Here is a 13,585-nt window from a genome sequence, read left to right as displayed (position 1 = left end):
CCCCAACTCAATCACAGCAACCGCCGCCACTTGTAACCCGGAGCTGGTCCAGCACCTGCGCCGGGAGGTTGGTGGTGATCTCGTGGACGCCGGCTGCTTGGCACAGCTCCACATCCTCCGGCGTGTCCACGGTCCACACCCGGAACCGCCGCCCGGCGTCGTGCCAGCGCCGGATGGTCTCCGGATGCTCGCGCACGTAGTCGATGCCGGGCCCGGCCAGTGCGGCAGTGCCGGCGTCAAGGATCCGTTCGGCCTCCAACTGGGTGGCCTTCATCAGGTTGGCCACCGCGCCGCCCGTGAGGGGCCCCAGGCCCAGGCCGTCCCGGATCTCGTGGATGTCGATGTTGTCCACCAGCTGGCATACATAGCGTGCAGCGACGGATTCCAGCAGGTGGCGGACGGATTCGGGGCTGAAGCTCATGAAGGTCACCTCCACGTTGTCCAGGGTGGAGTTTTCCGAGTTCCAGCCCTCGGCGCGCAGGACCTCCAGGACCCGATCTTCCAGCTTCAGCTGGTACGGGCTGGGGTGCTTGAGCTCAATGGCGAGCCGCAGCGGACGCCCGGCCGCGCGAAGCAGGTCCAGGAGGTCCGGCAGGGTCAGGAACTGCTCAGACCTGGCTCCGTAGGCTTCCGGGATCCGGGCGCCCTTCCAGGAGGAGAAGTCGAGGTGCTGCAGCTCCTGCAGCGTGCGCTCAGCCACGGGGCCGGTGCCGTCCGACGTGCGGTCCAGGTTGGCGTCATGCAGGAGGACCACGTGCTGGTCCCGGGTGAGGTGGACATCGCACTCCACGCCGTCAGCGCCGTCGGCCAGGGCTTGCAGGTAGGCCGCGCGGGTGTGTTCGGCGAACGCCCCGCTCGCGCCGCGGTGGGCAAAGACGAGCGGCCGGTGCTGGCCTGGTCCGTCAACTGTCATGGAGCCACGCTAGCCGACCGGACCCTGGGTGCGGGACTAGGCTGGGCACATGCAGGTGAACTCTGAGCCAACTACCCGCAACGACCCGCGCGCCCCGGCCCCCGAGGCGGCACCGCGCACGCGTGGCCGCACCGCCGTCGTACGCCACCAGCTGACGGAGGCGGACGCCGAAAAGGCGGCAGCGCTGCGGAAAATGAAGGCGCTGGCCCTGGCGCTGCTGGTCGCGATGGCGGTGGTTTTCGTGGTGGCGTTTGCGCTGCAGGACGAGTACCCGTGGCTGCAGTATGTGCGGGCGGCAGCGGAGGGCGGCATGGTGGGCGCGCTGGCCGACTGGTTCGCGGTGACCGCACTGTTCAAGTACCCGATGGGCATAAGGATCCCGCACACCGCCATCATTCCGCGCCGCAAGGACCAGATCGGCGCGTCGTTGGGTGAGTTCGTGGAGACCAACTTCCTCTCCGAGCAGGTGGTGCAGGAGAAGCTGGCCAGCGTGAACATTGCCCGCCGCGCCGGGGAGTGGCTGGCCACTCCGGCCGGCGCGGACCGGGTGGCCAAGGAGGGTGCCGCCGTCATCCGCGGCGCCTTCAGGGTCCTCAATGACGACGACGTCCAGGCAGTCATCGAAGGCATGGTGCGCAAGCATCTGCTGACTCCGCCGTGGGGACCGCCCGTGGGACGGCTCGCCGAGCGGATTTTTCACGACGGGCACCATCACGCCCTGGTGGACCTGCTGGTCGACCGCGCAGCCGACTGGGTTGACGACAACCACGAAACCGTCTCCCGGCTGGTCTCGGACCGGTCCCCCACCTGGGTTCCGCAGTTCGTGGACGGACTTGTGGGCGACAAGGTGTACGTGGAGATCCTGAAGTTCGTGCGGGCGGTGCAAGCCGACCCGAACCACCAGGTGCGCCGGCAGATCGACACGTACTTGGGGGACCTGGCCCGGGACCTGCAGCACGACCCCGTCATGATCGCCCGGGCCGAGGGGATCAAGGCGCAGGTGCTGGGCGATCCGGAGGTCCGCGAACTGGCCTCGCGCACCTGGGACACCGTGAAGAGCGCCCTGCTCGGCGCCGTGGACGACCCGGACAGCGACCTGACAATCAAGTTCAAGGCCGCAGTGCGGGATTTCGGTTCCCGCCTGGTGACCGATCCGGAGCTGGCCGGCAAGGTCAACGCCTGGATCGGCGACGCTGCGGGGTATCTGGTGCGGACCTACCGCTCCGATATCGCCGGCGTCATCACGGACACGGTGGCCCGTTGGGATGCCGAAGAAACGTCCCGGAAGATCGAGCTGCAGGTGGGCCGGGACCTGCAGTACATCCGGATCAACGGCACCGTGGTGGGTTCGCTGGCCGGACTGGCCATCTTCTCCGTTGCGCACCTGGTCTTCGGCTAGCCCCCATTCCTTGACTGCAGGTACGGCTGGAGTCAGGCGAAGGAGGCCAGTTCCACGCCTGCAGATTCCAGGCCGGTCCGGACTCGCGCTGCCATTTCCACCGCACCCGGGGTGTCCCCGTGGATGCACAGTGAGTCTGGCCTGACCCGGACCACGGCACCGTCGATGGCTTCCACCTCGCCCTTGGTCGCAAGGCGCACGGCCCGCTCCACGATGGCGTCGACGTCGTGCAGCACGGCACCCTCCCGGGAGCGCGGCACCAGGCTGCCGTCCGCCAGGTAGGCGCGGTCCACAAAGGCCTCCACGAACACGGGATGACCGGCGTCCTGTGCCTGCTTGAGCAGTTCCGAGCCCGGCAACCCGAGTATGGGCAGGCCGGGATCGTAGGAGTTGACGGCGGCCACCACTGCTGACGCCTGCTCGGCGTCGGTGACGATGCGGTTGTACAGCGCGCCATGCGGCTTCACGTAGTCCACGGAGGCACCCACGGCGTGCGCAACGCCGTCGAGCGCGCCCAGCTGGTAGAGCACGTCCCCGAACAGCTCATCGAAGCTCATGTCGATGCTCCGCCGCCCGAACCCCGCGAGGTCACGGTAGCCGACGTGCGCACCTACCGTGACGTCGAGTTCGTAGGCGGCGCGGCAGCTGTCCAGCATGGTGACGGGATCTCCGGCGTGGAAGCCGCATGCCACGTTGGCGCTGGTGACCAGGCTGAACATGGAGGCGTCGTCCCCCATGGTCCAGGAGCCGAATGATTCGCCGAGGTCAGCGTTGAGATCCAAGAGTGTCGCCTTCCAACGCGGGGTTGTCCGGAGCTGCGGCGGCGGCCGAGAGCTCCCCGGGAATGGTGTCCGGCATGGGACCAAACGCCTCTTTGGCGTTGGCCACCACAGCACGGCCCATCACGAGGTTACCCGCTCCGCCCACTACCGCGCCGATGCCGAAGGGCAGGGCACGGCCGAACAGGGCAGTCCCCTGCCGCTTGAGCAGGTTCTTCAGGAACGCTTTCTGGATCCGCTTACGCACCATTCCCCAGCCGGAGCCCGGCATCGCCTTCGACAGGACACTGTCCCAGGCCGCGGTACCCCCCATGCCATTGGTGGCGGCCTGCCCGCTGAGCGTGCCCAGCAGCATGGCACCCTCCTCGCCAAGCATGATGGCCATGACCATGGTGCTGGCCTTCTCCGGGTTGGTCATCCTGATGCCGTGCAGCTCCGCCAGCGAGGTGGCGTACAGCGCCGTGGCCTCAAGGAAGCCCACGGTTGCGGCCGCGGAAAGTCCCAGCGACGCCACGGTCCCCACACCGGGAACGACGGCGGTGGCACCTACCACGGCGCCCCCGCCTGCCACGGCGCGCAGGTAGTCGCGCTCCAGGAAGGCGGCCAGCTGCGCCGCCGTTGCCCGCGGGTGTTTACGCTGGAGCCTCTTGATGTACGCCAGGACCAGGGGCCGCTGGATTTCCACAGCGCGCAGGAGCACGTTGTGGACACCGGGCTTGGGCTTGCCGTCTGCGTCGAACACCGCGTTGTGCGCGGCTTCCTGGGCGATGCGGAATGCGGGATTGCTGCGCCTGGCCATGGTCACCTTCGTTCGCGTCCGGCGGCAGCAACGGCTGCCGCGTTTTCCTCCATCCTACGGGCAATACTAAGCATGCTTCAGGTTTACTGGCCCGGTTACCGCCCAGCGGTCCGGCTACTGCGCGCGCAGGCGCCGCAGCCGGTACGGTTATGCCTGGTTTCACGAAAAAGTTGACGCATGTCGGGACATCGTTTGACACCCCGCGGGTTGGCACGATGGGCCACGTCGAAGCACAAAGTCATCATTCTCGCCCTCACCGCGATGGCCTCCTGAAGGCCGTCGAACCCCGGTCCCGCCGCCCGAACAGCACCCCACGCAGTGTGCCGGAAGCCTTGACCGCCCGGATCCTGGCCCTGCGCCGTCGGGTTTCGACGCGCAAAATTGTGGCCGACGCGCATCCTCGCCGGCGACGCCCACATATGGGGCGCGTCAGGGGACATGCGCAGCGCCCATGAATATGCGCGTCGAAAACAGCACGGACTGTGGAAGGGGGCCGGACAACACACACCCGGGACCGTTTACCGCAGGATGACCGTGCGGTTCCCGGAAAGGAGAATGCGCCCCTCGGCGTGCCAGCGGACGGCGTTGGTCAGCGCCTTGCACTCGGCGTCCTTGCCCACCGTGACGAGGTCCGCCGCACTGTAGGTGTGGTCCACCTCGATGACCTGCTGGGAAATGATGGGTCCTTCGTCCAGTTCGGAGTTGACGTAGTGGGCCGTGGCGCCCACGGTCTTGACCCCGCGTTCGTAGGCCTGGTGGTAGGGCTTGGCACCCTTGAAGCTGGGCAGGAACGAGTGGTGGATGTTGATGGCTTTCCCGCTCAGCCGCTCCGTGGCACCGTCGCTGAGGACCTGCATGTAGCGCGCCAGGACCACCAGCTCCGCCCCGTAACTGTCAACGAGCGCCAAAAGCTGCGCTTCGGCGTCGGGTTTCGTCTCCGAAGTGACCGGAATGTGGTGGAACGGCACCCCGTGCCAGTCCACCAGCGCGGCCAGGTCCGGATGGTTGGAGACGACGGCCACGATCTCCACCGGAAGCTCGCCGTTTTGGGCCCGGAAGAGCAGGTCGCGGAGGCAGTGGTCGTACTTGGACACCATCACCAGGATGGGCTGTCTCCGGCCGTGCCGCTCCAGCTGCCACTGCATCTGCCATTCGGAGGCGACGGGCGCGAAATCCTCTCGGAGCCGGCCCGCCCCGGTGCCTTCGGGTGCACTGAAGTGCACCCGCATGAAGAACTGGCCGCTTGCCTGGTCGCCGAACTGCTTGATGTCCAGGATGTAGCATTCCTGCGCGAGGAGGAAGCTGGCCACGGCCTGGACGATGCCCAGGGAATCCGGGCACTGGAACGTGAGGACAAACCCGTCAGCGCCCGGCTGGCGGAGCTCGCTGCGCGGCGCTGCCACATCGGCGGTCGGGGAGGAAGGCACGGTCATGTGGAACTCCATCGTTCAAGCAGCGCCGGGCGCCGCAGGGATTGGGTTCCTCCCCACTCTGTCTAGACCTGAGAGTTTCCGCAGCGCCGGCCGCCATGGGCCCGCTGCTTGCACCGTCGGTGAGCCGGAATCCGGCTGCTTTTCAGAGTTGCCTCTCCGCGGCGGTACATGGGCCTGAGAGTTTCCCGGGGAGGAATTGCTCCTACGGCGCCTGCTGGATGTACCGGGCAGGGCTCTCCCGCCGCAGGTCAAAGGCAATTTTCGGTTGTCGTACGGGATAAAGCCCGGTCCGCAGGCTGCCCCGAGAGACCGCCCCGGTCCGTGCCGCACGGTCCCGAATCAGTGTGTTGCCGGCCGCCGGAGAATGTCAAACCTGTGCCGTTGCCGGCCTGCCGAAGGAGGATTCAGGGCAGCTGCCTTCCACCCGGACGAAGCGCCCCAAATTTGCCTTTGGCCCCGATTTCGTGTACCTTGTGAGCCGAATCACCCACATTTTAATAAGCCTTTCGAGCTGCGGCGGGAGAGTTCTCCCGGACGACATCCGGGCAGGCGCCGTAGGAGCAAATCCTCCCCAGGAATCTCTCAGGCCCATGTACCGTCGCGGCGAGGCAACTCTGGAAAGCAGCCAGGCATCGCGCCTGGCTCACCGACGGTGCAAGCGGATCTTCATGATCCTGCGGAATCTCTCAGGTCCAATACAGAGCGGGGAGGAACCCACCGTATACCGCGCCACCCTGATGGCAGGCCAGACCTGGAGTTCCTCATGACGATTCAGTCCCTTCAATCAACGTTCGTTGACCGGCACATTGGCGCCCGCCGCCAGTCCGATATCGACACCATGCTCAAGACCGTTGGCTACGACTCCGTGGACGGCCTTGTAGACGTGGCGGTTCCGGCAGCCATCCGCCAGGAGACTGCCCTTCGCCTGCAGGACGCACTCAGCGAGGTCGAGGTCCTCGCCGAGCTGCGCCGCCTGGCCGCCAAGAACAAGACTGCCGTCCAGATGATCGGCCAGGGCTACTACGACACCATCACCCCGGCCGTGATCCGCCGCAACATCCTGGAAGCGCCCGCCTGGTACACCGCGTACACGCCGTACCAGCCGGAAATCTCCCAGGGACGCCTTGAAGCACTGCTGAACTTCCAGACCATGGTCCAGGACCTGGTGGGCCTGCCCATCGCCAACGCTTCGCTGCTGGACGAAGCCACGGCCGTGGCCGAAGCCGTGCTGCTGATGCGCCGGGCCAACAAGAACAAGGATGCCAAGGACGGCAAGACGGTCCTGGACGCTGACGTACTGCCCCAGACCATCGCCATCGTGAAGGGCCGCGCAGAGGCCCTCGGCTTCGAGGTGGAAGTCGCCGACCTGTCCGCGGGCCTCCCCGAAGGCACGATCAACGGCATCGTCCTGCAACAGCCCGGCGTGTCCGGCCGCGTGTGGGACCAGGCCGGCGTCATCGCCGAGGCCAAATCCCGCGGCGCGCTGGTCACCGTCGCCGCAGACCTCCTGGCCCTGACCCTGATCACCCCTCCAGGTGAGCAGGGCGCCGACATCGCCGTCGGTTCCACCCAGCGCTTCGGTGTTCCGCTGTTCTTCGGCGGCCCGCACGCCGCCTACATGGCCGTCCAGAAGGGCCTGGAGCGTTCCCTCCCCGGCCGCCTGGTGGGCGTGTCCAAGGATGACGCCGGCGCCCCCGCCTACCGTCTGGCCCTCCAGACCCGCGAGCAGCACATCCGCCGCGAGAAGGCCACCTCCAACATCTGCACCGCGCAGGCCCTGCTGGCCATCGTCTCCTCCTTCTACGCCGTCTACCACGGCCCGGACGGCCTGAAGGCGATCGCCGAGAACGTCCACAACAACGCCCGCATCCTGGCCACCGCGCTGGAAACCGCCGGTCGCGAACTGGTGTCCGGAACCTTCTTCGACACCCTCACCGTCCGCGTCCCGGGCAAGGCACGCAAGGTCATCACCGCCGCCGAGGCGCGCGGCATCAACCTCCGCTTCGTCGACGAGGACACGGTGGGTGTGTCCGTGGATGAAACCACGACGACGGAAACCCTCTCCGCGGTGGCCGTCGCCTTCGGTGCCGGCCCGGTAGGCGACGCCGCTGGCTTCGAGCTGCCCGCCGACGTCGTCCGCACCTCCGGCTACCTCGAGCACCCGGTGTTCAACACGCACCGCTCCGAAACCCAGCTGCTGCGCTACATCCGCAGGCTCTCCGACCGCGACCTGGCCCTTGACCGCACCATGATCCCGCTGGGCTCGTGCACCATGAAGCTGAACGCCACCGCCGAGATGGAAGCCATCTCCTGGCCGGAATTCGCCTCGATCCACCCGTTCGCACCGGAGTCCCAGACTGCCGGCTGGCGTGAACTGATCGAGGGCCTGGAATCCGACCTCGCCGAGATCACCGGCTATGACCAGGTGTCCATCCAGCCCAACGCCGGATCCCAGGGCGAGCTCGCCGGCCTGCTGGCCATCCGCGGCTACCACCTGTCCCGCGGCGACGAGCAGCGCACCGTCTGCCTCATCCCGGCTTCCGCGCACGGCACCAACGCCGCCTCCGCGGTCCTGGCCGGCATGAAGGTCGTCGTGGTTGCCACCGCACCGGACGGCACCATCGACCACGCGGACCTGACGGCGAAGATCGAGGCCAACAAGGACGTCCTGTCCTGCATCATGATCACCTACCCGTCCACGCACGGCGTATACGACGGCGACGTCCGCGACGTCTGCGACGCCGTGCACGCTGCGGGCGGCCAGGTGTACGTTGACGGTGCCAACCTGAACGCCCTGGTGGGCCTGGCGCAGCCGGGCAAGTTCGGCGGCGACGTCTCGCACCTGAACCTGCACAAGACCTTCTGCATCCCGCACGGCGGCGGCGGACCCGGCGTCGGCCCCGTGGCAGCCAAGGCGCACCTGGCCCCCTTCATGCCCGGCGACGCGAACAAGGCCGCGCACGAGGAAGGCCACGGCGTCGCAATTTCCGCGTCCCGCTACGGCTCCGCCGGCGTGCTGCCCATCTCCTGGGCCTACGTCAAGCTCATGGGCGGCGCCGGACTGACCGAGGCCACCAAGTCCGCGCTGCTGGCAGCGAACTACGTCGCAGCCCGCCTGAACGGCTTCTTCCCCGTCCTCTACACCGGCGAAGGCGGACTCGTGGCACACGAGTGCATCCTGGACCTGCGTGAACTGACGGCCCGCACCGGCGTCACCGCCGAGGACGTGGCCAAGCGCCTCATCGACTACGGCTTCCACGCCCCCACCCTGGCGTTCCCGGTGGCCGGAACCCTGATGGTGGAGCCCACCGAATCCGAGGACCTCGGCGAGATCGACCGCTTCATCAACGCGATGATCAGCATCCACGCCGAGATCGAGCAGGTTGCCAACGGCGACTTCACCCTGGCCGGCTCCCCGCTGCGCAACGCCCCCCACACGGCAGCCGCCGTCGTCAACACCGGCTGGGACCGTAGCTACCCCCGCGAGCAGGCCGCGTTCCCGCTGCCGTCCCTGAAGCAGGACAAGTACTTCCCGCCCGTAGGACGCATCGACGGCGCTGCCGGCGACCGCAACCTCATCTGCTCCTGCCCGCCGCTTGAGGAGTTTGAGGACTCCGCGGCCGGTTCCGACAACTAAAGGACACGCTCCAATGACCGAGAAATTCACTGCGCTCTACGACGAGCACAAGAAGGCCGGCGCCTCCTTCACCGACTTCGGTGGCTGGCAGATGCCGCTCAAGTACGAATCCGAACTGGCCGAACACCACGCCGTGCGCAACGCCGCCGGTCTGTTCGACCTCTCCCACATGGGCGAAGTCTGGGTTACCGGCCCGGACGCCGCGGCATTCCTGGACTACGCCCTGGCCGGCAAGCTCTCCGCCGTGGCCGTGGGCAAGGCCAAGTACTCGCTGATCTGCCAGGAAGACGGCGGCATCATCGATGACCTGATCTCCTACCGCCGGGCCGAGGACAAGTACCTGGTGGTTCCCAACGCCGGCAACGCCGCTGTTGTGGCCGCCGCCCTGGCCGAGCGCGCCGCCAACTTTGACGTCACGGTGGAGGACGTCTCCGCCGAAACCTCGCTCATCGCGGTGCAGGGCCCCAACGCCGAAGCAATCCTGCTGACCCTGGTCCCCGCGGACCAGCACAGCTTGGTGACCGAACTGAAGTACTACGCGGCGGTGGAGGTAGGCATCAACGGTCTGGACCTGCTCCTGGCCCGCACCGGCTACACCGGCGAGGACGGCTTCGAGATCTACGTGCCCAATGGCCAGGCTTCCGGCCTGTGGGACGCACTCCTCGAAACCGGCAAGGGCCACGGCCTCATCCCGGCCGGTCTCGCCAGCCGCGACTCCCTGCGCCTCGAAGCCGGCATGCCGCTCTACGGCAACGAGCTCTCCCGCGAAGGAAACCCCTACGCCGCAGGCCTTGGCCCGGTTGTTTCCCTGGCCAAGGAGTCCGACTTCGTGGGCAAGGCCGCCCTGGCCGAGCTCAAGGCAGCCGGCGCGGGCTCCACCACAGGGCGCAGGCTCGTGGGCCTCAAGGGCCTGGGCCGCCGCGCCGGCCGCGCCCACTACCCCGTGCTGAAGGACGGAAACGTCGTGGGCGAGGTGACCTCCGGCCAGCCTTCCCCCACGCTCGGTTACCCGGTCGCCATGGCCTATGTCGACGTCGAACACTCCGAGGTGGGCACCGCCCTGGACATCGATCTCCGCGGCAAGGCCGAACCCTTCGAGGTTGTGGCCCTGCCGTTCTACAAGCGCCAGAAGTAACCCGGAGCGGTTACCGGCCGGCGGACCGGACTTTTCACGCGTGCTGCTCCTTCGTCGCTTTGACGCACGCTTCCGAAAAGCCCGGCTCCGCCGACCGACGCTCTCTCACCTTTTGCACGCTTGGCCCCGACGCTCTCTCACTTGATGCGATGGCTGGGCCGACGCTCTCTCACTCTTGAACTACGAACTTAAGGAAACACACCATGGCTAAGGTTGCCGCTGAACTGAAGTACTCCGCCGAGCACGAGTGGGTTGCCGCCGATGGCGACGGCCCCGCCGGCATCGGCATCTCCGCCGTCGCCGCCGAAGCACTGGGCGACATCGTGTACGTGGACCTGCCCGAGGTCGGTTCCACCGTGACCGCGGGCGAAACCTGTGGCGAGGTGGAGTCCACCAAGTCCGTCTCGGACCTGTATGCCCCCGTGACCGGCGAGATCACCGAGATCAACGAAGCCGTTGTGGCCGATCCCGCCCTCATCAACAGTGACCCCTACGGCGCCGGCTGGCTCTTCAAGGTTGCCGTGTCCGAGGAAGGCCCCCTCATGACGGCAGAGGAATACGCAGCAGCCAACGGCGGCGAGCTGTGAGCGCCCCCGCGACCGCCGCTTTCCAGCAGGTGGACGCTCCGAGCCTGAACGCAGACCTGTCCGCCCTGGACCCGGAGATTGCAGCGAAGATCGACGCCGAACTGGGCCGCCAGCGCGACGGCCTGGAGATGATCGCCTCGGAGAACCACACCGCGGTGGCCGTAATGCAGGCGCAGGGCTCCGTGCTGACCAACAAGTACGCCGAGGGCTACCCGGGCAAGCGCTACTACGGTGGCTGCGAGCACGTTGACGTCATCGAGCAGTTGGCCATCGACCGCGTGAAGGCCCTGTTCGGCGCGGAATACGCCAATGTCCAGCCGCACTCGGGTGCGCAGGCGAACGCCTCAGTGATGCACGCGCTCATCAAGCCTGGCGACACCATCATGGGCCTGAACCTGGCCCACGGCGGCCACCTGACGCACGGCATGAAGATCAACTTCTCCGGCAAGCTCTACAACGTGGTCCCCTACCAGGTCCGCGAAGACACCCACACCATTGACATGGTTGAGGTGGAGCGCCTGGCGCAGGAGCACAAGCCGCAGCTGATCGTGGCTGGCTGGTCCGCGTACGCACGCCAGCTGGACTTCGCCGAGTTCCGCCGGATTGCCGATTCCGTCGGCGCCTACCTGATGGTGGATATGGCGCACTTCGCCGGTCTGGTGGCCGCCGGGCTGCACCCCTCCCCGGTGCCGCACGCCCACGTCACCACCTCCACCACGCACAAGACCCTCGCCGGTCCGCGCGGCGGCATCATCCTCTCGAACGACGCCGATATCGCCAAGAAGATCAACTCGGCCGTGTTCCCCGGACAGCAGGGCGGCCCGCTGGAACACGTCATCGCCGGCAAGGCCGTGGCCTTCAAGATCGCAGGCTCGCCGGAGTTCAAGGAGCGCCAGGAGCGCGTCCTGGCCGGTGCCCGCATCCTGGCCGAGCGCCTGGTCCAGCCTGACGTAGCCGCCAAGGGCATCAGCGTGGTCTCGGGCGGCACGGACGTGCACTTGGTCCTCGTTGACCTGCGCAACTGCGAGCTGGACGGCCAGCAGGCCGAAGACCGCCTGGCCGCGATTGACATCACCGTCAACCGCAACGCCGTTCCGTTCGACCCTCGCCCGCCGATGGTCACCTCCGGCCTCCGCATCGGCACCCCTGCCCTGGCCACCCGTGGCTTCGGCGAGGCTGCCTTCGCCGAGGTTGCGGATATCATCGCCGAGGCATTGACGGCCGACGCCGACGCTGACCTTTCCGGCCTGCGTCACCGCGTGGAGGCACTCGCCGCTGCGCACCCGCTCTACCCGGGGCTTTAACCATGCGCGAGATGGCAGTTCACGGCAATGATTCGGAAGAACATTGGTGTGAACTGCCATCTCGGCACATAACTTTTAGTTAGGAACCTGTCATGGCCGTTGGCGTCTTTGATCTTTTTTCCATTGGGATCGGGCCCTCGAGTTCGCACACCGTGGGCCCTATGCGGGCTGCCGCGGTGTTTGCCGAGGAGCTCAAGGCTTCCGGCGCCCTGGACAACGTGGCTGGCCTGCGGGTGGACCTCTACGGTTCCCTGGCTGCGACCGGCCACGGGCACGGCACCATGACGGCCATCCTGCTGGGCCTGGAAGGTTTCCACCCCGAGAAGATCCTGCCCCGGGAAGTAGAGGACCGGCTTGCGGCCATCGCCGAAACCGGCACCCTCCAGCTCGCAGGTTGTATTCCCCTGCCTTATGGCGTGAAGGACATGGTGCTGCGCCCCTTGACCGTCCTGCCCCGCCACACCAACGGCATGACCTTCACCGTCACCGGCACCGACGGCGAAGTCCTGCACACCGCCACGTTCTTCTCCGTGGGCGGCGGCTTCATCGTCCGCGAGGGCGAAGAAGATGCGGCCCTCAAGGAACTGGACGAGTCCAAGAAAGAACTGCCCTTGCCGTTCCGGACCGCCGCGGAGCTCCTGGGCCGCTGCCAGTCCAAGGGCCTGTCCATCGGCGAGATCATGTTCGTCAACGAGCGCGCCTCCCGTTCCGAGGAGGAGATCCGCGAAGGGCTGCTGGAAATCTGGGCGGTCATGGAAGCGTGCGTGGAAACGTCGCTGAAGCGCGAGGGGTTGCTGCCCGGCGGACTGAAGGTCCGCCGTCGTGCGCCCGACTGGCACGAACGCCTCCTGAAGGAGGACAAGGACCGGGACCCGAAGTACTGGCAGGAATGGGTGAACCTGATCGCCTTGGCCGTCAACGAGGAAAATGCCTCAGGCGGCCGGGTGGTCACCGCACCGACCAACGGCGCGGCCGGCATCATTCCCGCGGTCCTCTACTACGCGCTCCACTACGCCCCCGGCATGGACAAGGCCACGCAGGAAGATCGCGACGGCGTCGTGGTCAAGTTCCTGCTGACCGCCGGCGCCGTCGGGGTGCTTTACAAGGAACAGGCCTCGATTTCGGGCGCCGAGGTAGGCTGCCAGGGCGAGGTGGGATCGGCGTCGTCGATGGCCGCCGCCGGCCTGGCCGAAGTCATGGGCGGCACGCCCCAACAAGTGGAAAACGCCGCGGAAATCGCCATGGAGCACAACCTGGGCCTGACCTGCGATCCGATCGGCGGCCTGGTGCAGGTTCCCTGCATCGAACGCAACGCGATCGCTGCAGCGAAGGCCATCAATGCTGCGAAGATGGCGCTGTGGGGCGACGGCACCCACCGTGTTTCCCTTGACGAGGTCATCGTGACCATGCGCGAAACCGGCAAGGACATGTCCTCCAAATACAAGGAAACGGCCATGGGCGGCCTCGCCGTCAACGTCGTGGAATGCTAAGGAAAGAGTACTGATGACATTGGCACCTGAGGGCCGGAAGATGCTGCGGATTGAGCAGCGTAACGCGGCTGTCCCGGTGGAGCGGAAGCCGGAGTGGATCAAGGCGAAG

General features: G+C 67.0%; 10 protein-coding genes and 2 riboswitches. Of the genes, 6 read left to right on the top strand and 4 right to left on the bottom strand.

The annotated features are described in order from the left end of the window. Positions 1-7: 7 nt before the first annotated feature. Positions 8-913, bottom strand: coding sequence for a glycerophosphodiester phosphodiesterase (locus ACFWIX_RS14100; RefSeq protein ID WP_377216761.1), 906 nt, complete (start codon positions 911-913; stop codon positions 8-10). A gap of 49 nt (positions 914-962) precedes the next feature. On the opposite strand from ACFWIX_RS14100, the gene ACFWIX_RS14095 reads away from it, so the two are divergent. After that, complete coding sequence (locus tag ACFWIX_RS14095; protein WP_377216760.1) at positions 963-2,312, top strand: DUF445 domain-containing protein; 1,350 nt, start codon at positions 963-965, stop codon at positions 2,310-2,312. Between the two features lie 32 nt (positions 2,313-2,344). Here the strand turns inward: ACFWIX_RS14095 and ACFWIX_RS14090 are convergent, their stop codons facing one another. From ACFWIX_RS14090 to purU, 3 genes are all read right to left on the bottom strand, one after another. Next, on the bottom strand, positions 2,345-3,094 hold the full coding sequence (locus tag ACFWIX_RS14090; protein ID WP_377216759.1) for a LamB/YcsF family protein: 750 nt from the start codon (positions 3,092-3,094) through the stop codon (positions 2,345-2,347). Next, positions 3,078-3,890 carry a hypothetical protein gene (locus tag ACFWIX_RS14085; RefSeq protein WP_377216758.1) on the bottom strand — a complete coding sequence of 271 codons (813 nt, stop codon included), beginning with the start codon at positions 3,888-3,890 and terminating at the stop codon, positions 3,078-3,080. Before ACFWIX_RS14085 ends, ACFWIX_RS14090 begins: the two co-directional genes overlap by 17 nt. A 518-nt stretch (positions 3,891-4,408) precedes the next feature. Then, positions 4,409-5,323 (bottom strand): formyltetrahydrofolate deformylase, encoded by a 915-nt coding sequence (gene purU, locus ACFWIX_RS14080; protein ID WP_377216757.1) that lies wholly within the window; start codon positions 5,321-5,323, stop codon positions 4,409-4,411. 152 nt (positions 5,324-5,475) lie between these two features. Then, positions 5,476-5,574: riboswitch (glycine riboswitch) on the bottom strand. Between the two features lie 256 nt (positions 5,575-5,830). Then, positions 5,831-5,931: riboswitch (glycine riboswitch) on the top strand. A 155-nt stretch (positions 5,932-6,086) separates the two neighbouring features. Here purU and gcvP point away from each other — a divergent pair. The 5 genes from gcvP to ACFWIX_RS14055 all read left to right on the top strand — a co-directional run bounded on the left by gcvP (position 6,087) and on the right by ACFWIX_RS14055 (position 13,476). Beyond that, positions 6,087-8,960, top strand: coding sequence for an aminomethyl-transferring glycine dehydrogenase (gene gcvP / locus ACFWIX_RS14075; protein ID WP_377216756.1), 2,874 nt, complete (start codon positions 6,087-6,089; stop codon positions 8,958-8,960). 13 nt (positions 8,961-8,973) lie between these two features. After that, the gene (gcvT, locus tag ACFWIX_RS14070; RefSeq protein WP_377216755.1) at positions 8,974-10,095 is read left to right on the top strand and encodes a glycine cleavage system aminomethyltransferase GcvT; all 1,122 of its coding nucleotides are present in this window, start codon (positions 8,974-8,976) and stop codon (positions 10,093-10,095) included. 203 nt (positions 10,096-10,298) lie between these two features. After that, positions 10,299-10,682, top strand: coding sequence for a glycine cleavage system protein GcvH (gene gcvH, locus ACFWIX_RS14065; protein WP_377216754.1), 384 nt, complete (start codon positions 10,299-10,301; stop codon positions 10,680-10,682). Next, entirely contained in the window at positions 10,679-11,986 is a 1,308-nt protein-coding gene (glyA, locus tag ACFWIX_RS14060; RefSeq protein WP_377216753.1) for a serine hydroxymethyltransferase, read from the top strand. Before gcvH ends, glyA begins: the two co-directional genes overlap by 4 nt. 92 nt (positions 11,987-12,078) lie before the next feature. Next, positions 12,079-13,476 (top strand): L-serine ammonia-lyase, encoded by a 1,398-nt coding sequence (locus ACFWIX_RS14055; protein WP_377216752.1) that lies wholly within the window; start codon positions 12,079-12,081, stop codon positions 13,474-13,476. The last annotated feature ends 109 nt before the right edge of the window (positions 13,477-13,585 follow it).

The sequence above is a fragment of the Pseudarthrobacter sp. NPDC058362 genome (assembly GCF_042723515.1).
Taxonomy (GTDB): domain Bacteria; phylum Actinomycetota; class Actinomycetes; order Actinomycetales; family Micrococcaceae; genus Arthrobacter.
This window is presented reverse-complemented; position numbering and strand designations above follow the sequence as displayed.

Excerpts from the sequence above, each read along its gene's own strand:
- ACFWIX_RS14100 (WP_377216761.1), bottom strand. The coding sequence starts at position 913 with ATGACAGTTGACGGACCAGGCCAGCACCGGCCGCTCGTCTTTGCCCAC.
- ACFWIX_RS14095 (WP_377216760.1), top strand. The coding sequence starts at position 963 with ATGCAGGTGAACTCTGAGCCAACTACCCGCAACGACCCGCGCGCCCCG.
- ACFWIX_RS14085 (WP_377216758.1), bottom strand. The coding sequence starts at position 3,890 with ATGGCCAGGCGCAGCAATCCCGCATTCCGCATCGCCCAGGAAGCCGCG.
- purU (WP_377216757.1), bottom strand. The coding sequence starts at position 5,323 with ATGACCGTGCCTTCCTCCCCGACCGCCGATGTGGCAGCGCCGCGCAGC.
- gcvP (WP_377216756.1), top strand. The coding sequence starts at position 6,087 with ATGACGATTCAGTCCCTTCAATCAACGTTCGTTGACCGGCACATTGGC.
- gcvT (WP_377216755.1), top strand. The coding sequence starts at position 8,974 with ATGACCGAGAAATTCACTGCGCTCTACGACGAGCACAAGAAGGCCGGC.
- gcvH (WP_377216754.1), top strand. The coding sequence starts at position 10,299 with ATGGCTAAGGTTGCCGCTGAACTGAAGTACTCCGCCGAGCACGAGTGG.
- ACFWIX_RS14055 (WP_377216752.1), top strand. The coding sequence starts at position 12,079 with ATGGCCGTTGGCGTCTTTGATCTTTTTTCCATTGGGATCGGGCCCTCG.